Annotated in this window: 15 protein-coding genes; 4 read left to right on the top strand and 11 right to left on the bottom strand. The window is 57.4% G+C overall.

Annotated features, from left to right (window positions below):
* Positions 1-7: 7 nt before the first annotated feature.
* Together secD and purL are read right to left on the bottom strand one after the other, a co-directional pair.
* On the bottom strand, positions 8-1882 hold the full coding sequence (secD, locus tag HCU74_RS05835; RefSeq protein ID WP_168449478.1) for a protein translocase subunit SecD: 1875 nt from the start codon (positions 1880-1882) through the stop codon (positions 8-10).
* Positions 1883-1961: 79 nt separating this feature from the next.
* Complete coding sequence (gene purL / locus HCU74_RS05830; RefSeq protein WP_168449477.1) at positions 1962-5852, bottom strand: phosphoribosylformylglycinamidine synthase; 3891 nt, start codon at positions 5850-5852, stop codon at positions 1962-1964.
* A gap of 130 nt (positions 5853-5982) precedes the next feature.
* Between purL and mltF the strand changes: the two genes are divergently transcribed.
* Both mltF and HCU74_RS05820 read left to right on the top strand, forming a co-directional pair.
* The gene (gene mltF / locus HCU74_RS05825) at positions 5983-7437 is read left to right on the top strand and encodes a membrane-bound lytic murein transglycosylase MltF (protein WP_168449476.1); all 1455 of its coding nucleotides are present in this window, start codon (positions 5983-5985) and stop codon (positions 7435-7437) included.
* Between the two features lie 559 nt (positions 7438-7996).
* The gene (locus HCU74_RS05820; protein WP_168449475.1) at positions 7997-8494 is read left to right on the top strand and encodes a hypothetical protein; all 498 of its coding nucleotides are present in this window, start codon (positions 7997-7999) and stop codon (positions 8492-8494) included.
* Here HCU74_RS05820 and tadA read toward each other — a convergent pair.
* Complete coding sequence (gene tadA / locus HCU74_RS05815) at positions 8486-9016, bottom strand: tRNA adenosine(34) deaminase TadA (RefSeq protein ID WP_168449474.1); 531 nt, start codon at positions 9014-9016, stop codon at positions 8486-8488. The genes HCU74_RS05820 and tadA overlap by 9 nt on opposite strands.
* Positions 9017-9514: 498 nt before the next feature.
* On the opposite strand from tadA, the gene HCU74_RS05810 reads away from it, so the two are divergent.
* On the top strand, positions 9515-10204 hold the full coding sequence (locus HCU74_RS05810) for an adenosylcobinamide amidohydrolase (protein WP_168449473.1): 690 nt from the start codon (positions 9515-9517) through the stop codon (positions 10202-10204).
* 24 nt (positions 10205-10228) lie between these two features.
* On the opposite strand, the gene HCU74_RS05805 is transcribed toward HCU74_RS05810, so the two are convergent.
* The 6 genes from HCU74_RS05805 to guaB all read right to left on the bottom strand — a co-directional run bounded on the left by HCU74_RS05805 (position 10229) and on the right by guaB (position 16464).
* Entirely contained in the window at positions 10229-11308 is a 1080-nt protein-coding gene (locus tag HCU74_RS05805) for a PepSY-associated TM helix domain-containing protein (protein ID WP_168449472.1), read from the bottom strand.
* A 54-nt stretch (positions 11309-11362) separates the two neighbouring features.
* Complete coding sequence (locus tag HCU74_RS05800; RefSeq protein ID WP_168449471.1) at positions 11363-11959, bottom strand: 3'-5' exonuclease; 597 nt, start codon at positions 11957-11959, stop codon at positions 11363-11365.
* A 5-nt stretch (positions 11960-11964) separates the two neighbouring features.
* On the bottom strand, positions 11965-12657 hold the full coding sequence (locus HCU74_RS05795) for an RES domain-containing protein (protein ID WP_168449470.1): 693 nt from the start codon (positions 12655-12657) through the stop codon (positions 11965-11967).
* A complete protein-coding gene (locus tag HCU74_RS05790) occupies positions 12654-13055 on the bottom strand; it encodes an MbcA/ParS/Xre antitoxin family protein (RefSeq protein ID WP_168449469.1) in 402 nt (133 codons plus the stop codon). Before HCU74_RS05790 ends, HCU74_RS05795 begins: the two co-directional genes overlap by 4 nt.
* 256 nt (positions 13056-13311) lie before the next feature.
* Positions 13312-14895 (bottom strand): glutamine-hydrolyzing GMP synthase, encoded by a 1584-nt coding sequence (gene guaA, locus HCU74_RS05785; protein WP_168449468.1) that lies wholly within the window; start codon positions 14893-14895, stop codon positions 13312-13314.
* A 102-nt stretch (positions 14896-14997) separates the two neighbouring features.
* On the bottom strand, positions 14998-16464 hold the full coding sequence (guaB, locus tag HCU74_RS05780; RefSeq protein WP_168449467.1) for an IMP dehydrogenase: 1467 nt from the start codon (positions 16462-16464) through the stop codon (positions 14998-15000).
* A 112-nt stretch (positions 16465-16576) separates the two neighbouring features.
* Between guaB and xseA the strand changes: the two genes are divergently transcribed.
* On the top strand, positions 16577-17965 hold the full coding sequence (gene xseA / locus HCU74_RS05775) for an exodeoxyribonuclease VII large subunit (protein ID WP_168449466.1): 1389 nt from the start codon (positions 16577-16579) through the stop codon (positions 17963-17965).
* Here the strand turns inward: xseA and HCU74_RS05770 are convergent.
* Both HCU74_RS05770 and HCU74_RS05765 read right to left on the bottom strand, forming a co-directional pair.
* Positions 17962-20136 (bottom strand): glutamine synthetase III family protein, encoded by a 2175-nt coding sequence (locus HCU74_RS05770; RefSeq protein ID WP_168449465.1) that lies wholly within the window; start codon positions 20134-20136, stop codon positions 17962-17964. The genes xseA and HCU74_RS05770 overlap by 4 nt on opposite strands.
* A gap of 238 nt (positions 20137-20374) precedes the next feature.
* Positions 20375-21028: a Crp/Fnr family transcriptional regulator gene (locus HCU74_RS05765; RefSeq protein WP_168449464.1), complete on the bottom strand. Its 654-nt coding sequence runs from the start codon at positions 21026-21028 to the stop codon at positions 20375-20377.
* Positions 21029-21276: the final 248 nt, after the last annotated feature.

The following is a 21276-nucleotide window of genomic DNA, read 5'->3' as shown; positions in this document are numbered from 1 at the left end:
CGCTCCCTTATATAGCCAGTTTGGTGACACGGCGGCCGCCGTAGATCAGGTTCACCACTGCGCGGGTGCCCATAATCGCGGTAAACATTGAGGTGATAATCCCCAATGACAGGGTGACGGCAAAACCGCGCACCGGCCCAGTGCCTACGGCATAGAGAATCACCGCAACAATCAAGGTGGTAATATTGGCGTCCATGATAGTGACAAAGGCACGCCCGTAACCGGTGTTAATCGCCTGCTGAGGAGACTGTCCCGCCGCGATTTCCTCCCGTATTCGGGAAAATATCAGCACGTTGGCATCGACTGCCATACCGACGGTCAGCACGATACCGGCGATACCCGGCAGGGTCAGCGTCGCGCCGAGGAGCGACATACAACCCACCATTACGACAATATTGAAGGCCAATGCGATCACCGACACCACGCCAAACACCCGGTAGTAGATCACCATAAATACCGCTACCAGTCCCAGGCCGATTTGCACCGACAGCAGACCTTTTTCGATATTTTCAGCACCCAGTGACGGACCTACTGTGCGCTCCTCAACGAAGTCAATTGGCGCCGCCAGTGCGCCGGCGCGCAGCAACAAGGCCAGCTCAGCGGCTTCGCCGGGCGCGTCCAGTCCGGTAATACGGAATTGCACACCCAGAGCATCGCGAATGGTCGCCAGGCTGATAATCTTCTTCTCGTCATAGGGAATTCGGGTGACCTGCTCCTGTCCCGCTTCATCAGTGCTGTAACTGGTGCGGCTCTTGCGCTCAATAAACAGTACCCCCAAACGACGGTTGATATTGTGGCGGGTCACCCGGTGCATCATCGTGCCACCCTCGCTGTCGAGGGTGATACTCACCTGGGGCATACCATTTTCATCGAAGCTGGCCTGGGCATTAGCCACTCGCTCACCGGTGATGACCACATCGCGCTCCAACCAGGCACTGGGTTCACCGCGACCGGGGTTGCGGAACTGAAACTGCTCCCGATCCGAGGCATCGGCGTCGTAGCGCGCTTCCAGACGGAATTCGAGATTAGCGGTTTTACCCAGAATACGCTTCGCTTCAGCGGTGTCCTGAATACCGGGCAGCTCAACCACGATGCGATTGCGCCCCTGACGCTGTACCAAGGGTTCAGATACACCCAGTTCGTTGACACGGTTACGCAGGGTCGTCAGGTTTTGCGACACCGCGTAGTCTTCAATTTCCTTGCGCTTGGCTTCAGACAGAATGGCTTCCATATAGAAGACGGCGTCTTCACCCTTGCTGTCTACACGCTGTGCCGTCAGTTCGCGGTACTCCTTGCGAATCAGCGCCAGGGCCTTGTCACGGGCTTCTTCGGTGCGGAATTTGCCGCGAATGGCGCCCTCTTCACTTAAATTTATCAGACCGCGAATACGATCTTCCCGCAGCGCCTTTTTAATACCGGTGGTGTAGTGCTCAAGACGGGTCGCAATCGCCGAGTCAGTATCCACCTCTAACAGAAAGTGCACCCCGCCACTCAGGTCGAGGCCCAGCTTCATTGCCTCGGCACCCAGGTCGCTGAGCCATTTCGGCGTATTGGAGGCCAGATTCAGCGCCACCACATAGCCATCGCCCAGTGCTCGCTGAATCACTTTCTGCGCGCGTAACTGATCGTCGCTATGGGTCAAACGCACCAGACCGCTGCGGCCATCTTCCCCAGGCTCGGCACCGAAATGCTCGATGCCCTGGGCGTCCAGCGCGGCCGACAGCTTGTTCATCTGCACCGCGGTAATTTCCATACCGCTGCTGTCCCCGGAAATCTGCACCGCCGGATCAGGCCGGTACAGGTTGGGCGAGGCATAGAGCAAACCTATCCCCAACACCGCCATTATCAGCAGGTTCTTCCAAAGGGGGTATTTATTGAGCATTGTTATTCACCAAAACCGCCCCTGGGGGCGGCGTCCATAGTTATCTGAATTCATTGACCGGCATGGATTCAACAGCGGTCTAGCCCACCCATACCCGTGCATTGCGGAACATACGCATCCAGCCGCTATCCTCACCCTGATCGGCAGGAGCCCAGCTGTTGGTCACACTGCGGAACACCCGCTCAGGGTGTGGCATCATGATCGTGACACGGCCATCGGCACTGCTCACCCCGGTAATACCCTGCGGCGAGCCGTTGGGGTTGGCGGGATACACTTCCGTGCCACGCAAGTGGTTATCGACAAAGCGCATTGCGACACTTCCCGACCCCTGCAGCTGCTCAAGGTGGGCCGCAGACGTAAACTCCGCGCGACCTTCACCGTGGGCCACTGCGACCGGCAGTCGCGAACCCGCCATGCCTGCAAAGAATATGGAGGGCGATTGCGGAATTTCAACCATCGCCACCCGCGCCTCGAACTGTTCTGAGCGGTTGCGCACAAAACGCGGCCAATCCACTGCGCCGGGAATCAACGAATGCAGGTTGGACATCATCTGGCAGCCGTTGCAAACACCCAGGGCAAAGCTGTCTTCCCGAGCAAAAAACGCGGCAAAATTATCCCGCGCGCGACTATTGAACAGAATGGTTTTTGCCCAGCCCTCGCCGGCGCCGAGAACGTCGCCATAGGAGAAGCCACCGCAGGCGGCCAAGCCTTTAAAGTTAGCCAAGTCGACTCGACCACTGAGGATGTCGCTCATATGCACATCCACCGCATTGAAGCCGGCACGATCAAAGGCCGCCGCCATTTCCATTTGGCCATTCACCCCCTGCTCGCGCAGAATGGCCATCGCCGGACGCACACCTTTACTGATAAAAGGCGCGGCAATGTCTTGCTGTGCATCAAAGGTGAGTGACACCCTCAAGCCGGGGTCGTCTTCACGCAGGCTGTCAAACTCCTGGGCGGCGCACTCGGGGTTGTCCCGCAGCGCCTGCATGCGGTAGCTCAACTCGCTCCAGCGGCGGTGCAATTGCAAGCGGTCTGCAGTGAGCAGGGCCTCTCCATTCACCGCCACCTTCACCTCGGCGCCGGGGGTAGCACTACCGATCACCCGCAGCTGCTCGGCAGCCAGTCCCTGGGCGGCAAATACGGCTTGAACCTCCGCCAGGTCACTGCTTCTGATTTGCAGTACGGCGCCTGCCTCCTCGGCGAACAGCTCAGCGGCGGCGGCTTCCTCGGTAGCAATATCCAGATCGACACCACAGTGTCCGGCAAAGGCCATTTCCAACACACTGACCAGCAAACCGCCGTCCGAGCGGTCGTGATAGGCCAGCAATTTGCCGTGCTCCAGCAGCTGTTGCACGGCGGCAAAGAAGCCCTTCAAACTGGCGGGGTTGCTCACATCCGGCGCACGACAACCCAGTTGATTTGTCACCTGGGCATAGCAACTACCGCCGAGGCGACGCTGTGGCCCGTCGATATCCACCATTAATAAGAGATTGTCGGAGGACTCGACCCGCAGCTGCGGCGTGACGGTTTTACGCACATCCAGCACCGGAGCAAAGGCCGAAATAATTAACGACATCGGTGACGTGACCGCTTTGTCCTGGCCATCATCCTGCCAGGCGGTGCGCATGGACATACTGTCCTTGCCCACCGGAATTGTAATGCCGAGCGCCGGGCAAAATTCCATGCCCACCGCCGCAACCGCGTCATACAGCCGGGCATCTTCGTCACCATGACCCGCCGCACACATCCAGTTGGCCGACAATTTGATGTCGGCCATCTCACCGATTCGGCTGCCGGCGATATTGGTAATCGCCTCGGCCACCGCCATCCGCGCCGATGCCGCTGCGTCGATCAGTGCCAGCGGCGTGCGCTCACCCATCGACATGGCCTCACCGGCAAAGCTGTCGTAACTAACGGTGGTCACCGCACAATCCGCCACCGGCACCTGCCACGGTCCGACCATCTGGTCGCGGTGTACCATGCCCGTAATTGAGCGATCGCCAATGGTAATCAGGAAGTTTTTGGAGGCCACCGCAGGCAGACAAAGCAGGCGGTCGAGGGCTTCGTCCAGCGCGACCGTCGAACTGTCCACTTCAGGCAGTTCTACGCTGCGGCGCTCGGCACTGCGATGCATCTTCGGCGGCTTGCCAAACAGTACCGACATCGGCAGATCAACCGGGTTATTGTCGAAATACCGGTCGCCGACTTTCAGGGTTTTCTCGTCAGTGGACTCGCCTACTACCGCATAGGGTGCCCGCTCACGTGCACAAATTTCGGCAAAGGTATCGAGGTTTTCCGGCGCGATAGCGATAACGTAGCGTTCCTGGGACTCGTTACACCAGATTTCCAGCGGCGACATGCCCGGTTCGTCATTGGGCACTTCACGGAGCTCAAAGCGCCCGCCGCAGCCGCCGTCTTTTACCAGCTCTGGAAAGGCATTGGACAATCCGCCTGCACCAACGTCGTGAATAAAGGCAATGGGAGTGTCCTCTCCCATCGCCCAACAGCGGTCGATCACTTCCTGACAACGCCGCTCAATTTCCGGGTTCTGGCGTTGCACCGAGGCAAAGTCAAGGTCTGCGTCGGAGGCACCGGAACTCATCGACGAGGCCGCGCCCCCACCCAAACCAATCAGCATGGCCGGGCCACCCAGAGCAATCAGTTTATGTCCGGCAGTAAAGGGTTCCTTGATGACGTGTTCACTTTTGATATTGCCGTAGCCGCCGGCAATCATAATCGGCTTGTGATAGCCCCGGCACTCTTCACCAGCACCGGTATCGACACTCTGCTCATAACTGCGGAAATAGCCACACAGGTTCGGGCGGCCGAATTCATTATTGAAGGCCGCGCCGCCAATCGGGCCGTCGAGCATAATTTCCAGGGCAGTAACAATACGCTCTGGCTTGCCATACCCCTGCTCCCATGGCTGTTCAAAGCCCGGCACCTGCAAGTTTGACACAGTAAAACCGGTCAACCCCGCCTTGGGCTTGGAGCCGCGCCCCACCGCGCCCTCGTCGCGAATTTCACCACCGGCTCCGGTACCCGCGCCGGAAAACGGCGCGATGGCCGTTGGGTGGTTGTGGGTTTCCACCTTCATCAGCAGGTTGATGTCTTCATGGTGGTAGCGATACTCGGCGCTGCCTGGCTCAGGGTAAAAACGTCCGGCCTGGGGGCCAGCCACCACCGCCGCGTTGTCGGAGTACGCGCTAAGCACGTTTTCGCCACCCTGCGAATAGGTGTTTTTAATCATGCCAAACAGACTGTGGGACTGATCTTCTCCGTCGATCGTCCAGCTGGCATTGAAAATTTTGTGGCGACAGTGCTCCGAGTTGGCCTGGGCAAACATCATCAGCTCTACGTCGGAGGGGTTGCGCTGCAGCTCAGTAAAACTGTTGACGAGGTAATCGATCTCGTCTTCGGCCAGGGCCAGCCCCAACGTGGTGTTGGCCTGGCTCAGTGCCTCGCGACCTCCGCCGAGCACATCCACTACTGACAGCGGTGCAGGTGTGGCGTGACTGAACAGGCAATCGGCTGCGTCCACACTCGGCAGCACTGCCTCCACCATACGGTCATGGATTTCTGCATCCAGCGCAGCCAGTTGTTCGGCATTGAGAGGCTGGGCACACTCGAAGGTATACAGCACACCCCGCTCAAGGCGCTTCACCGCCCCGAGCCCCGCATTATGGGCAATATCACTGGCCTTGCTGGACCAGGGAGATATCGTACCGGGGCGAGGCACAACAAAGCGCTGCACACCCTGCAGGTTGGCAATATCCTGCCGCGGGCCATAGTGCAGCAACTGCTCCAGTACGGACTGCTCGTCAGCGTTCAGATCGCGCTCAAGTTCAGCCACATGCACATAGCGCGCACTCACCGCCTGCACGCTGGAAACGCGGCTCTGCAGGGAGTTCAACAGCTTTTCAATTCGGAATTCGGAAAGCGCCGCAGCGCCGGGGACGATCAGCATGCAGGGTAAAGCCTCGGTCGACGGGAATAAAGGCGGCTATTGTACAGGAATAATCCGGCAAAATTCAGGCTTCTGGTGCGATCAGTGCAAGGTAGCTACAATGCGTTGAATGAAATGCGGAGCACAGGGATTGGGAGTCAGTAAAAACAGCATCATCGGGCGACTTTTTTTCCTCGTCCTGTTCGGCGCGTTGACCATTGCCAGCGGCTGCAAAAAGCCCGAAGACAGCCTTGAGCGCATTAAAGATGCCGGGGTCTTGCGGGTCCTCACCCGCAATGGCCCTACGACCTATTACGAGTCCCAGGGTCGCCCCACTGGCTTTGAATACCACCTGTTAAAGGGTTTTGCCGACCATTTATCGGTTGAGCTGGAGATGATCCCGGTCGTCGGCCTCGACGAGTTACTGGCCGGTGTTGTTGAAGGGCGGGCCGATATTGCCGCTGCAGGTCTGAGCATCACCCCCGAACGGGTGGAATATCTCGATTTCGGCCCGAGCTATATGACGGTCAAACAGCTGTTCATCTATAACCGCAAACACGTCCGTTTCAGCGACGTCAGCGAACTTGTGGGCAAGAATCTGCGGGTACTCAGCCACAGCTATCACGCGGAAATACTGCGCAAAATGCAACAGGAACTACCGGAATTGAGCTGGAGCGAAAGCCGTGACCAGGAAACCATCGACCTGTTGGAAATGCTCAACAATCGGGAGATCGACGCCACCATGGTCGATTCCAACGAATTTCACGCCAATCGCGCCTTTTACCCGGACTTTCGCATTGGCCTGAGTGCAGGCCAGCCCGGCAAGCTCGCCTGGGCAGCCCCCAAACGGAAAAATGGCGAAAATACCGCACTGCTCGCGGCGATGGATGACTACTTTAACGCCATTCGCAGCAGCGGCCAGCTCGCCCGATTAATCGATCGCTTTTTCACCTTTAACGAGCGCCAGTCGTATATCCGCACGCAAACCTTCCTGCAGATGAAGGAAATGCGCCTGCCTGAATACAAAGGCATGATCGAACAGGTGGCCATTGAGTACGATATGGACTGGCGCTTTCTGGCGGCAATCAGCTACCAGGAATCATTTTGGAACCCGACCGCCAAATCGCCCACCGGGGTCCGCGGCATGATGATGCTCACCACCCCCACCGCCAACGAGCTGGGCGTTGAAGACCGCCTCGATCCCTTGCAAAGCCTGCGCGGCGGCGCTCGCTACTACAAGAAACTGATGGCGCGATTACCGATCAGCATTGAGCCCCCCGACCGCAGCTGGTTTGCCCTGGCGGCCTATAATATCGGCCTGGGCCACCTAGAGGACGCGCGTATTTTAACCGAGCGCAACGGTGGCAATCCGAACCTGTGGAAGGACGTAAAGGAAAACCTCCCCTTGCTGCGCCAGCGCAAGTGGTACAAACAGACCCGCTATGGCTATGCCCGCGGCGATGAGCCGGTGCGCTATGTTGAGAACATTCGCAGTTATTACTCGCTACTGACCTGGGACGAGCTCAACCGCTACCGGGTGCCCCCCCCGCGCATCGTGTCGGACTACCTGCCGGATCACCTGAATCGCGGCTTCGACTCACTCTGAACGCTTCGGCTCGCAAGCAGGAGCTCTCCGGGCAGTGTTCCTCATTGGCAACACCACCGGCCGCGCAAATTCACCGGTAGCTCACCCCGCAAAGATGATTCGCAGGCTACTGAAAATCAACGAGATAGGTGGCGCATTCGGGGCGACCTCCCCCAACCCGGCCACGGTCAACGGCGACTTTTTACCTCCACATCGGCAAACCGTGGTCAAAATGCAACATACGTAAAATAAGGCCGCGGATCCCCAAACCACAACGCGCCGGCCCTCGATCGCCGTCTTATTGCCGCCACAGCGGCACAGTACAGCCCATAGTCTCCAATCGCACGCCCGCTGAGCTGTTGGGCTTCGGCTACACCTGAGCACAAAAAATACGGGCGCCAACCCTCAACCAAACGCCAACTTATTGATATTAAAGATATAAAAAAACTGGCATGAGGGTTGCCCTAGCCTTCGGTAGCGCGCTGTCACCACAGTGACGGCGCCAGGGCCGATGTATACCCACCGGCCAGGACCCATTCACTGATTATGCAAAGACACTTTCAACTTGAGAGGAACAGCAATGAAGCCAGCAAGCAAACGCGTAATGACCCTCGCGGCATGCACCACACTATCGGCTCTGATGGCAGCCCCGGCGATGGCACAGGGCCCCGTTGCCCTGCCCTCGTTCGACAGCGCCCCAAAGCCCGTTGGCAGCGCCATGTCTGCCCCAAGTGGCGGAATCCCTGAATTGAGTCTGGCGAGCCTGTCGGCCCCCAGCGTTGAACCCAGCAGCAGCTCAAATGCCAATCGCTTTGACGGTGGCTTAACGGTACGCCAGGAAACCCGCGGCGAAGCGTTTACACCGGGAAGCGGCTCTTTTGAGCAAGCCCGAAACCCGTCGTTCTTCGAGCGTCACACATTGGCAGAAGATCATGTCAGTGTAAGAACCTGTCTGGCCGCGGGTGAAGTTTGCCGCGCCGAATTTGATGTCATCATGCCGATCAGCGATGAAAGCATCTACGACCCGGCAATTCTGGTGAACGATGAACCGGTACTACTCGGCGGCGCATCATTTTAACGGCGGGCTCTCTCCTGCCTGACCGGCGTCGACGCGGCCCAATGTGAGCGCCTTGCGCGCTTCGCGGCGCTGCTGACGTCGGCGGGCGAAAAAACCCTGTATCAAGTCAGCGGATTCGGTTTCCATAACGCCCTGCTGCCAGGATACGTGATGATTCATCTGCGGCTGCTCAAACAGTCGCAGATGGCTGCACACTGCCCCGGCCTTGGGCTCCGATGCGGCAAACACGACCCGCTCAATGCGCGAGTGAATTATCGCACCGGCGCACATCGCACAGGGTTCAAGGGTAACGTAGAGCACCGCCCCCGGCAGGCGATAATTGTTCACTGCCTGCGCCGCGGCCCGAAGCGCCACCACTTCCGCATGGGCGGTCGGATCAGCGGCGGAGATAGGTTGATTAAATCCCTGGCCAAGAATTGCACCATCACGCACTATCACCGCCCCCACAGGCACTTCGTCGGCATTATCCGCCTGCCGGGCCTGTTCCAGGGCAAGTCCCATCCAATACTCGTCGTACACCATTTGTTTTGCACACCGCCGATATTCGCCTTGTCGCTCGACATAATACCGCAAACAGCGGACGTGCTGGCCGCCGGGCGCAGCGCTAAAGGGTTTTCATATATTCGATCAACGCGCGTCGCTCCGCGTCGGTCAGTACAGCGGTAAACTCATGCCCCTGATTGCCCTGACTATACAGATGTGTATTGAAAATCTTTCGGTTTTCCACGTCCTGTCGACTCTACAATCGGCGACGTACCGGCCCCGCCACCACAGGAGGCCACCAGCACGCCGCAGCACACCACCATAAGCGCAGACATTCGAGAAGTTATTAAAGATGAGCAGCGCATAAACACTCCCTTGACCGCAGCGTCAAATCGTTGAGTTTGAAAGGGAGATCATTGCGCAACCCAAACGCCGTCCAATAGCACACTTGCGTCAATTTTGGTCAGGGCGCGCCGTCCCGAATATCCCCCAACGCGCCAGGAACGATATAATCGCGGATTTCACACGGGTTTACCGATGCTTGAGAACACTCCCCGCGGCGACTGGCAGGCGGCGCATACCGACCAGCATTTCACCCTGCGCTGGCCCCACCCCCGTCCCTGCCTCAGCACCGCGATCTATCACGGGGGTTTCCACGCGGCCAGCGCGCTGCTAAACCTTCGAGTGGCAAAGCATACCGACGACGCCACCGTGGAAAGCCCTGACGTCACACTGGCAAATTGGGCCCGGGAGCTGAAGATTGAGCCTGCCGGGAAAGCATGTATCGGCATGATGACCGCCGCCTCAATGAACAGCCTGCGATGCCGACACTTTTCTCTGTACGGACAAGCCGCATCGGTCTACATCAGTTCCGGGCTGAGCAATGCCCGTCGCGCTGGCGACCCCGCCGACTGGTCAGAGAGTGACGCCCATCGCATTGGCACTATCAATAGCGTCATTATCTGCGACGCGGCCATGGGGCAGTCCACTATGGCGGAAATTCTGGTATTGGCCACCGAGGCCAAAGCGGCTGTGTTGCAGGAGCTGGATATACGCAGCCCGGTATCTCAAGCGATTGCCACCGGCACCGGCACCGATTCTATCGCCATTATCAGTGGCAACGGCCCGTTAAAACACTGGTTTGGTAGTCACACCGAAGCGGGGGAAACCCTGGCAAACCAATACATGGCGGCACTGCGCGACAGTATTCAGGGCGAGGATAAATAGCGGCGAACACGGTGTAAAACACCGTTAGCCAAGACGGCGCGACCACCACAAATAGCTTCCCGTGGCGAATAACAACACCGGGGCCAACCCGGAGAACAACAACACCCAGCGCCCCGGCAAGCCAAGAATATCGGCATTGTGCAGCGGAAATATCCACGCCAGAACCTGATTGCCCAGAGGCTGCTGCGGCGCAGCCCATGCTTCTGCAACTTCGCCTCGGTAAGGATCTAACCAAAGACTGCTGGCGCCGTGATTCGACCAACGTTCATCGGGCAAATTGACCGCCAAACGCACGCAGTCAGTGGCTTTTTGCGGCAGAAACACGCGCTTGATCTGCGCCTGGGGCCAGTGCGCTTCCGCGCGGCGCACAAGGTCATCAAGGGGTAAGCGACGGCCGGCCGGCACCACCGAACAGGACGGTACATCGCGCACCTCAGTGACACTGTTCACCACGGCATTTGTCTGGGTGTAGAACACCATAGCGATCCCCGTTAGCGCGCAGACGAACAACGCCGGCAGCGCCAACAGCCCTGCCACTCGGTGAATATCCCAGAACACCCGGCGCGAACCGGCACCTCGGGCAACCCTCATCACATAGCGCCAGCGACCATGCCTGGGCCAGGCCAAATACAATCCGCTAAGGCAGAAGAACAACAGACCAATACCGACAAAGCCGACAATATTCCGTCCGAGATCACCTGCTAAAAGGGTGTAGTGAAAGTCATAGAGCCAACTCATTGGGTACTCACCCCACTCACGTACCGCCAGTACGTCGTGGTTGAGCGGGTCAACACTCACCTCAATGCGACGCCGCTCAGGTTCCGGGCCGCGAAACCCCACCATATAGGGCGAACCCGGTTGCCGCGGAAAATCAATTCGGCTGGCCAACACTCCAGGGGCAACCACCTGCTCTGCGGCCAGCAGCAAACCTTGCAAATCGCCACTGGCCTGATGGGATACGTTGCGCAGAGCGGGGGTCACCGCTTCGTCGAGGGCATGATCAAACACCAGCAAGCTGCCACTCAATCCAATAAGCGCCAATACAACGCCGATGATCACTCCGACGTACTTGTGTATTGGATACAAAATTTTACGAATTCTCATAAATTTCCATTGGTGGTGTGAAAGCGCCGTCTCAAAACCTGCTTTGCAAATCGCTTATTTGGGCATCACGCCCCGTAGTCGCCGCATTTCCTCCACCACGCGCACGGTTTGCTGGCTATCAATACTCGCCCCATGAAGTCCATTGTTTTTGGCCCGCAGATCCTCAACACCCAACACGTTCGTCAGCACATCCAGGGATGGGCCTCTCTGACTACAAGGAAGCTTTATTGCCTGCGCCCAGGGAATAGCGGCTTTCTGGCTGCAGAACACACCTTCAATTGGCGGTAGCGACAAGCCGTATCGGGAGACGTGATCCATCAGTATCGGCCAGTCAAAGCTCGCATTGTGAATCACAATCAGCTGACCTTTCAGGTAATCGGCTATCGGGTGCCATTGGGAATCAAAGGGCGCAAATCCCGCCGCCTGTTGATTGCTGATCCCATGTATCGACTGCGCTTCTTCTGAAATGTGTTTTTCCGGCCGTATTTTAAACTCGACCGCTTCGGCAATTTCTCGATTTTTTACCGCAGTAATGCCAACGCTCACAATATCCGGCGGCCCATTTTCGTCAGGAAGTCCGGTGGTTTCAGTATCCAGAACAACGTAATCATCAGGAAGTTGGGTGAATACCCACAACAGCTCATTATCCATTGCCGTCACCTCCTGCCGCTACCGTCGAGGGACTCGACCTTGACGATCGTCCCCTGGTCATAGTGGTAACGCAGATACCGCCAGTGGATTGCATCGGACAGGGCTCGCGCCCGCATTACCCCATAACAGTCCCCCTTTGCTCGCACACTTCGGTAATGAACGCCAAAGCTATTGGTCTGTCGCAAACTCTCACCGAGCTGCTGGGCCTCACCGTAATCGTCCGGGTGGTAAATAGCATTCCCAACCAGATGCCTTACATCATGCAGGGTGACGGGGCCCAGCTGCGCACGGAGAACACGCAGCTCCTGAGTGGTCTTGTCGATTCTGGATTCCCGCAGAAAACGCGCCCGGTGGTGGGATGATTCGGCGATAGCCACCGCTTCATCAGCAGCGCAGTAATAGACGCCGAAGTCTCGATTGAAACGACCTCCGCGCCCGTCGACTGGAGGATGAGTGAAGGCAGCCATTACCCAGGAAGCGCCCTCACCATAAACCCGGTCTTCCAGCGGCACCAATCGAATATCACCCACTTCATCTCGCAGCCGAGGATTGGTCAGAGACTCAACAGCATAGAGAATCTCCCAATCCTCCGGGCTGGAGACGCGCTCAAACAGGTGGACTTGCGGAAAGCGCGACAGTATTACCCGGTAGACCGGCGCGTTAACCTCGCTGGCAGGCAGGTCATCTATCGCGATCACCACCCACCCCGCTCTGCATCGAGAAAATTCCTCACCACCGCCAAGTCGGTCACCTGACCTGCCAGCAGGCGATCCAAAGGTGCCGTACCGTTGAACAGCGGATTGTCGTTGGGCGTCGCCAGCCACTGATCAGCCAGCACATGATCGGGCAGCAAGATCTGCAGAGACTTGTATATCCCCAGAATATAACTGGCCCGCTCCATCAGGTCTCGCGTCAGTTTGGCCTTCTCCGGCTGACTCTTCCAGTTATAAAGGGTCTTCTCATTACCGAGCCCCAACAATGTCATCTGCTGGGCACCCGTAAGGCGCCACTGCTTGAAAATGTTGAAAATCGCCGGCAGCAACGTACCGGAAACCGCAGGACCACGTCGCAATAGTTGTTCAGCTTGAGCGCTCATGAGTACCTCCTGCTTGTGTTGGCACTGTACTGTTACAGTATTCAAACATAAGCTATCAAGCTGTACTGCTACAGTCAATTGTTTCAGAGATAGTCATCGAGACACGGCGGCTTTACACCAAATAAATATCAGCATTCACAGGGCCGCTCACCCAGGCTCTACGATAAATCATCCCCACATAAACGAAAAAGCCCAGCGTTACGCCGGGCTTGGGACTCTTTCTCTTAACGCAAAGCATGTAACATATTCGCGCCGGCTACTCCCACTCAATCGTCGCCGGTGGCTTGCTGCTCACGTCATAGGCAACCCGCGATACCTGCTTGATCTCGTTGATAATGCGGTTCGACACCGTCTCCAACAGCTCGTAGGGCAAGTGGGCCCAGCGGGCGGTCATAAAGTCGATGGTTTCCACCGCACGCAGGGCAATAACGTATTCGTAGCGGCGGGCATCGCCGACAACCCCCACCGATTTCACCGGCAGAAACACGGCAAAGGCCTGGCTGGTTTTGTGGTACCAGTCGGCCCGGTGGAGCTCTTCCAGGAAGATCGCGTCGGCTTCGCGCAGGATGTCGGCATATTCCTTTTTCACTTCGCCCAGAATACGTACGCCCAACCCCGGCCCCGGGAAGGGGTGGCGGTAGACCATGTCGTAGGGCAGGCCGAGCTCCAGACCGATCTTGCGTACTTCGTCTTTAAACAGCTCGCGCAGTGGCTCAACCAGATCCATTGCCATGTCGTCAGGCAAGCCACCCACATTGTGGTGGGATTTGATGACGTGGGCCTTACCGGTTTTTGAGGCTGCAGACTCGATGACATCGGGGTAGATAGTACCCTGAGCCAGGAAGTTCACATCCTTGAGTTTGGTGGCTTCGGCGTCGAATACATCGATAAAGGTGTTGCCGATAATCTTGCGTTTTTTCTCCGGGTCGGACTCCCCCGCCAGCTTCGACAGGAACTGCTCTTCCGCGTCGACGCGGATCACCTTGACCCCCATGTTTTTGGCGAACATGTCCATCACCTGGTCGCCCTCGTGCTTGCGCAGCAAACCATTATCGACGAACACGCAGGTCAACTGGCTGCCGATAGCCTTGTGCAGCAGGGCCGCCACCACCGAGCTATCTACTCCGCCGGACAGGCCAAGCAAAACCTTCTGGTCACCGACCTGCTCACGGACCCGCTCGATGGCATCCTGGATAATATTGGCCGGCGTCCACAGGGCCTCACAGCCGCACAGGTTCAGGACAAAGTGTTCGAAAATACGCTGTCCCTGCAGGGTGTGGGTCACTTCCGGGTGGAACTGCACACCATAGAAACGCTTTTCTTCACATTGCATGGCGGCAATCGGGCAGGACGGTGTTGAGGCCAGTACCTCAAAGCCCTGGGGCAACGTTACCACCTTGTCGCCGTGGCTCATCCACACGTCGAGCAGCGATTTGCCGCTGGCCGCATCGAGGTGATCGGCAATGTCGGCGGTCAGCGCACTGGCGGCTTCCAGGCGAATCTGCGCGTAACCGAATTCATGTACCGGCGAGCCTTCAACCTTGCCGCCCATTTGTTCGGCCATGGTCTGCATGCCGTAGCAAATACCCAGCACGGGAACGCCCAGAGTAAACACCCGCTCCGGCGCCCGGGGCGAACCCAGCTCGGTCACGGACTCAGGGCCACCGGCGAGAATAATGCCGGAGGGCGCATACTCGTCCAGCTCACTTTCTTCGATATCGAAGGCGCGAATTTCACAGTACACACCGATTTCCCGAATGCGCCGGGCGATCAGTTGGGTGTATTGCGATCCAAAATCGAGGATAAGGATTCGGTGGGCGTGAATATCGGGGCTGGACACGGCGTTCTCTCTATTTGTCACGGCTTAAAAACAAGCGCCCACCCAAGTGTTTTGTCACCGGGGTGGGCAGCGAATAGCATACTTACCAAGGGCAAGATGGCATCAGGTCGGGTAGTTTGGCGCTTCCTTGGTAATGGCAACGTCGTGCACATGGCTTTCGTTCATACCGGCAGAGGTCACTCGAACAAACTGAGGCTTGGAGCGCATGGTCTCAATATCGATGCTACCGGTGTAGCCCATGGCACTGCGCAAACCGCCCATCAATTGATGCACAATGGCCGCCAGCGGGCCCTTGTAGGGAACGCGACCCTCGATCCCTTCCGGTACCAGCTTTTCCGCACCGTCTTCAGCGCTCTGGAAGTAGCGGTCGCTGGAGCCCTGGGTTTTGGTCATCGCCCCCAAAGAGCCCATACCACGGTAGGACTTGTAGGTACGGCCCTGGAACAGCTCAACCTCACCGGGCGCTTCCTCGGTGCCCGCAAACATCGAGCCCATCATAATCGCGTTGGCGCCAGCCGCAACAGCCTTGGACAGGTCGCCACTGAAACGAATACCACCGTCGGCGATCAGCGGCAGACCGCTGTCTTTCAACGCGGCGGCCACATTGGCAATCGCCGAAATTTGCGGCACGCCAATACCGGTAACGATCCGGGTAGTACAAATCGAGCCGGGACCGATACCCACCTTCACTGCGTCGGCACCCGCCTCCAGCAGCGCCAGTGCAGCTTCACCGGTGGCGATATTGCCGCCGATGACGTCTACCTGAGGATAGTGCTGCTTGATCCACTTCACCCGGTTAATTACGTTTTTGGAATGGCCGTGGGCGGTATCAACTACCAACACATCGACACCGGCGGCAACCAGCGCCGCTACCCGGTCATCGGTATCGGCACTGGTGCCAACCGATGCGCCCACCCGCAACTGACCAGAGCTGTCTTTACAGGCCATGGGAAAGGTCTGGGCGTTATTCATATCCTTTACCGTGATCATGCCGGTCAGTTTGAAGTCGTCGTTGACCACCAGCACTTTTTCGATACGGTGTTTGTGCAGCAGCTCGCGAGCCACCGACATATCCTCACCTTCCTTGACCGTCACCAACTTGCTCTTCGGGGTCATGATGCTCGATACCGAGACATCCATTTGTTCCTGGAAGCGCACATCGCGACTGGTGACAATGCCCACCAGCTCGCCCTTGTCCAGCACCGGCACACCGGAAATTTTATGGCGGCGACGCAGAGCAAACAGCTCGTGAATCGGGGCTGCCGCATCAATGGTAATCGGGTCTTTCACCACGCCGCTTTCGTGTTTTTTAACCGCGCGCACTTCCTGAGCCTGCTGCTCAATTGTCATGCTTTTGTGGATAATGCCAATGCCGCCTTCCTGTGCCAGAGCAATCGCCAGTGCGCTTTCCGTGACGGTATCCATGGCCGCAGACAGCAGCGGAATATTGAGGGTGATATTGCGGGACAGCTGCGTGCGCAAGCTGACATCTTTGGCGGTTACTTCAGAGTAGCCGGGGAGAAGCAGGACATCATCAAAGGTCAACGCTTCTTGAGCAATTCGTAACATACGGGTGATTCCAATGCCTGTGGCTAGAATCTTGGCAATTTTAAGTGAAGCGAGGCTCTGAGTAAACCAATTCCTCAAGCGCAAAAGCACAATATCTTGCTACAATCCGCCCATGACGACACCAGATAGCAAGCAACAACTCAGCGTAAGCCAACTAAACCGCCTCGCCAAACAACTTTTGGAAGACTGTTTTGCCCAGGTCGCGGTAACCGGCGAAATTTCCACCCTCTCCCGCCCCAGCTCCGGCCACTGGTATTTCACCCTGAAAGACCAGCAGGCACAAATTCGCTGCGCATTTTTCCGCAATCGCAATATGCGAGTGAACTTTCGCCCGGAAGCGGGCCAGCAGGTGATTGTCCACGGCAAAGTCAGCCTCTATGAAGGTCGTGGTGACTATCAGCTTATCGTCGACGCCATGCAGCCCGCCGGTGCGGGTGCCCTCGCTGCCGCCTTTGAGGCACTTAAAGAAGAACTGAAGGCCGCTGGCTGGTTCGACGCCGATCACAAAAAGCCACTACCTGAGCAGATACACCACCTCGCAGTGATCACCTCCCCCACCGGCGCCGCATTGCAGGATATTCGCTCGGTGCTGGAGCGGCGCTGGCCAATGATGAGACTGACTGTCTTACCTGTGCTGGTCCAGGGCGAACAGGCAGCTGCACAAATCAGCCGAGCCATTGAACAGGCCAACTACCTCGCCGCCTCTGGCCGGGAAGATTTCGACGCGGTACTACTCACCCGTGGGGGCGGCTCACTGGAAGATCTTTGGCCCTTTAACGAGCGCAATGTCGCCACAGCGGTATACCACTCGCAATTGCCGGTGATCAGCGCCGTTGGCCATGAGGTCGATTTCAGCATCTCCGATTTCGTCGCCGACGTTCGCGCCGCGACCCCCTCAGCCGCAGCAGAACTGCTCAGCCCCGACCAAATGGAAATCCTGTCGCGACTGAACCTGCTGCGCGGCCGTCTCACTGCCGCACAACAACGCCGCTTACGCCAACAGCAGGAAACCCTTGCCAGCCTGCTAAAGCGCATTCGCTCACCTCAGAGCCGCTTACGGGAACAGGCCCAGCGGCTCGATGAGCTGGAACTGCGCCTGCAACGGCAACAGAAGCTGCTGCTGCGGCAAAAACAGCAGACGCTGCACGCGGCGCGCCAGCGCCTGGTATTACTTAATCCCCGACAAACATTAAAGCGACAGCGGCTGGAGCTTCAGCAGCTGGGCAAAAGCCTGCGGCGCAGCATTGAACAGCGACTGCAACAGCAGCAACGCCAGCTTGAACACTGCCAACGGCAATTGCGAGCACTGGGGCCAGAACAGACCCTGAGTCGCGGCTACGCGATCGTATTGAATCCTGAAACGGGGAAAGCCGTGCGCAATAGCGAGGAACTTACGATGGGACACGCCGTCGATGCCCGCTTTGCAGCGGGCCGTGCGATGTTACGTGTAGAACAAATCGAGGGGTCTGTCCCCGGGGACAGACCCCATCAGGGGGATTAACGGATAAACAGCATTTCCCGGTACTTCGGCAGCGGCCAGTACTCGTCGGCCACCAGTGTTTCCAAGGTGTCGGCGTGGCTGCGTACCCGATCCATCAGCGCGCGAATTTCATAGGCAAAGAAGTGCATGTGCTCCTCTGTACTGGAAAAATCGTGCTTCGACAGGGCCTCACCCAACTCGGCCACGCCCGCCATCATCGCCTCCATCTCGCCGGCGACCTTTGACGCAGTTCCAGTGCTGATACCAATACCGATTTCCTTCATGCTTAAAGCGGTTTCGCTCAGCTGAGAGAGGTAGGCCATCGCCGCAGGGTAGATCATGGTCGACGCCATTTCGACAACCAACTTGGCTTCCACCTCAATCGATGCCAGATACTGCTCTGAGTAAACCTCAAAGCGGCTTTCCAGCTCAACCGGGCTCAGCACGCCCGTGCTTTTGAACAGTTCAACCACTTCCGGCTCACGCAGGCAGGGCAAAGCGTCGGCGGTGGTGGGCAGGTTGCGCAGACCCCGCTCTTCCACCGCAGCGCGGTGCCACTCTTCGGAGTAGCCATTGCCACCGAATACCACGTTGCCATGGGCGTCCATCAACTGCTTGAGCACATCCATTACCGCCGCAGTTTTGGTATCGTTTTTCGCCAGAGCCGCTTCGAGGCGATCCGCCACCCAGTTCAACGAATCCGCCAGCATGGTGTTCATCGCCACCAAGGGACCAGAAACCGAAGCAGAGGAGCCTACCGCACGGAATTCAAAGCGGTTGCCGGTAAAGGCAAAGGGCGAGGTCCGGTTACGGTCGCCGGGATCACGCTCGAATTTCAGAATCTGGGACAGACCAAGATCCATATAGCCACCGGCCTTGGCCGCTTCCAGCTTGCCGTTTTTAATATCAACAAACAGCTTCTCCAGCTGCTCGCCCAGATACACCGACAGTATCGCCGGAGGGGCCTCATTGGCCCCCAGACGATGGTCATTTGAGGCCGAAGCAATTACCGCCCTCAGCATAGGTCCAAATTGGTGCACGCCGCGAATTACCGCACCACAAAAGAGCAGGAAGTTCAGGTTGTCACTGGGGGTACTGCCAGGATCAAGCAAGTTCCCCTGTGTCGCGTTACCAACCGACCAGTTCACGTGTTTTCCCGACCCATTCACACCAGAAAACGGCTTTTCGTGCAGCAAGCACATAAAGCCATGTTCTTTGGCTGTGGCCTTCATCAGCGTCATTAACAATTGCTGATGGTCTGCGGCAACATTGGCTGCCTCATAATAGGGCGCGATTTCAAATTGACCCGGCGCAACTTCGTTGTGATGGGTTTTTGCGGGAATGCCCAGGCGATAGAGCTTGTCTTCCAGGTCTTGCATAAAGACCTGGACCCGCGCCGGAATCGCGCCAAAGTAGTGATCATCGAACTCCTGACCTTTGGCCGGGGCCGCACCGAACAATGTGCGACCCGCCAACAACAGGTCGGGGCGGGCATTGGCAAACTCGGCGTCGACCAGGAAGTATTCCTGCTCGGCACCACAACTGGAATTGATCGTGGCGACGTCGGACTCGCCCATCAGCGCCAGCACCCGTGCACCGGCCTTATCCAGCGCAGAATTGGAGCGCAGCAGGGGGATTTTCTTGTCCAGCGCCTCGCCGGTCCACGACATAAACACACTGGGAATCATCAGCGTGGCGCCGTTGGCAGTGTGCATAATATATACCGGGCTGGTCGGATCCCAAGCGGTGTAGCCCCTGGCTGCACTGGTCATCCGCAGACTGCCGTTGGGGAAGGAAGAACCGTCCGGCTCGCCTTTAATCAGCAGGCTACCGGTAAATTCAGTGATGGCCGCACCTTCACTGTTGGTTACGATGAAACCATCGTGCTTTTCAGCAGTGGCGTTGGTCATCGGGTAGAAAATATGGGAGAAAAACTTCACGCCCTTGCTGATCGCCCACTCTTTCATTGCGGCGGCGACCACATCAGCAGTGGCGGGGTCCAGAGCGGCACCGGTCTGCACTGTGTTTTTCATTGCCTTGAAGGCGTTCTTCGACAGTGCCTCCTCCATGCTGGCAAGGTTAAACACATCGCTGGCCCACACCTTATTCAGCGGCTGCGGCATGGTCACCGACTTGGCTTGACGGCGGGTAATTGCAGAGATTGCGGCCGCACGGCCCTCATTAACACTCATTTGATACTCCTGAGCAAGAAACGATAATTCGAATGAAAATGGCTGTCTGATTTGACAAGAGGTCGTTGGCGGGCGTTTCTGGAAAGAAGCCGGGTCAGCGAGTTCCCCTTTGGGGGCTCTAATCAAGGTAAAAAGATAGCAAAAAACGATCCAACGTCACCGATTTACCTGTGACCGCCGAATTATATTTCACTTTAATGACGAAGCGAACCCATTCAGGGTTCGCCTGGAAATGAACTCAGTAGCTCTCGGGCAGCTTTTTCTTGATAATGATATGCCGCCCCTCGACCTCGATGTAATTCCCGATGGTGAGGTCTTTCAGTATCCGCGCGACCATTTCCCGGGAGGAACCCACCCGATCGGCGATCTCCTGCTGGGTGAGCTTTTCGCGGATTTTCATCACCCCGTCGTCCCCTTCGGGGGTCGCCAGGCCAGTCAGTACCTTCACTACCCTGCCGTACACATCTTGCAGGGCCAGACTTTTCACATCATTGGTCAACTTGCGAATGCGGCGCGTCAGATTTTTATTCAGAATACGGGTGATATTGGGGTGCATATCCAGGATGGCCTTGAAGTCTTCCTTATAGATAATACGCACCTTGGTTACGTCCATCGCCCGTACCGAGGCCGAACGGCGATCGTCGTCAAGCAACGCCAATTCACCGAAATAATCCCCTGATTCGAGAATATTCAGCACAAAGTCCTTGCCGCTTTTGTCGCTGCAATACACCTTCACCCGACCGCTCTCAACAACATACAGAGAATCAGCGACATCCCCTTCGTGGATCAACACCGTGTTCTTGGCGAATTCCCGGAGAATGCTGGTGTCGCGCAGGATCTGCAGTTCATCAGGCGTCAGGCCGTCAAACAGGTCCACATTCTCAATGCTCATCGGGCTACTCCACATCGGGCAAAAAAGTTAGTGGCACTATAGCATAGCTTCGCAAGTGACTGTCTAGGATGGAGTTCTCGGGATGGGAGGCGCTAGACGCTAGACGCTAGACGCTAGACGCGAGACGCGAGACGCGAGACGCGAGACGCGAGACGCGAGACGCGAGACGCGAGACGCGAGACGCGAGACGCGAGACGCGAGACGCGAGACGCGAGACGCGAGACGCGAGACGCGAGACGCGAGACGCG

Origin of the sequence: Spongiibacter thalassae, assembly GCF_012272835.1 — a bacterium.
Taxonomy (GTDB): Bacteria; Pseudomonadota; Gammaproteobacteria; order Pseudomonadales; family Spongiibacteraceae; genus Spongiibacter; species Spongiibacter thalassae.
The sequence above is the reverse complement of the archived record's forward strand: the minus strand, read 5'-3'. Positions and strand labels throughout refer to the sequence as shown.

Bases quoted from the DNA above. Each gene is read 5' to 3' on its own strand.
- HCU74_RS05820 (WP_168449475.1), top strand. From the start codon at position 7,997: ATGAAGCCAGCAAGCAAACGCGTAATGACCCTCGCGGCATGCACCACA.
- xseA (WP_168449466.1), top strand. From the start codon at position 16,577: ATGACGACACCAGATAGCAAGCAACAACTCAGCGTAAGCCAACTAAAC.
- guaB (WP_168449467.1), bottom strand. From the start codon at position 16,464: ATGTTACGAATTGCTCAAGAAGCGTTGACCTTTGATGATGTCCTGCTT.
- HCU74_RS05800 (WP_168449471.1), bottom strand. From the start codon at position 11,959: ATGGATAATGAGCTGTTGTGGGTATTCACCCAACTTCCTGATGATTAC.
- tadA (WP_168449474.1), bottom strand. From the start codon at position 9,016: ATGGTGTACGACGAGTATTGGATGGGACTTGCCCTGGAACAGGCCCGG.
- HCU74_RS05805 (WP_168449472.1), bottom strand. From the start codon at position 11,308: ATGAGAATTCGTAAAATTTTGTATCCAATACACAAGTACGTCGGAGTG.
- secD (WP_168449478.1), bottom strand. From the start codon at position 1,882: ATGCTCAATAAATACCCCCTTTGGAAGAACCTGCTGATAATGGCGGTG.
- HCU74_RS05810 (WP_168449473.1), top strand. From the start codon at position 9,515: ATGCTTGAGAACACTCCCCGCGGCGACTGGCAGGCGGCGCATACCGAC.
- HCU74_RS05770 (WP_168449465.1), bottom strand. From the start codon at position 20,136: ATGAGTGTTAATGAGGGCCGTGCGGCCGCAATCTCTGCAATTACCCGC.
- HCU74_RS05790 (WP_168449469.1), bottom strand. From the start codon at position 13,055: ATGAGCGCTCAAGCTGAACAACTATTGCGACGTGGTCCTGCGGTTTCC.
- purL (WP_168449477.1), bottom strand. From the start codon at position 5,852: ATGCTGATCGTCCCCGGCGCTGCGGCGCTTTCCGAATTCCGAATTGAA.
- HCU74_RS05765 (WP_168449464.1), bottom strand. From the start codon at position 21,028: ATGAGCATTGAGAATGTGGACCTGTTTGACGGCCTGACGCCTGATGAA.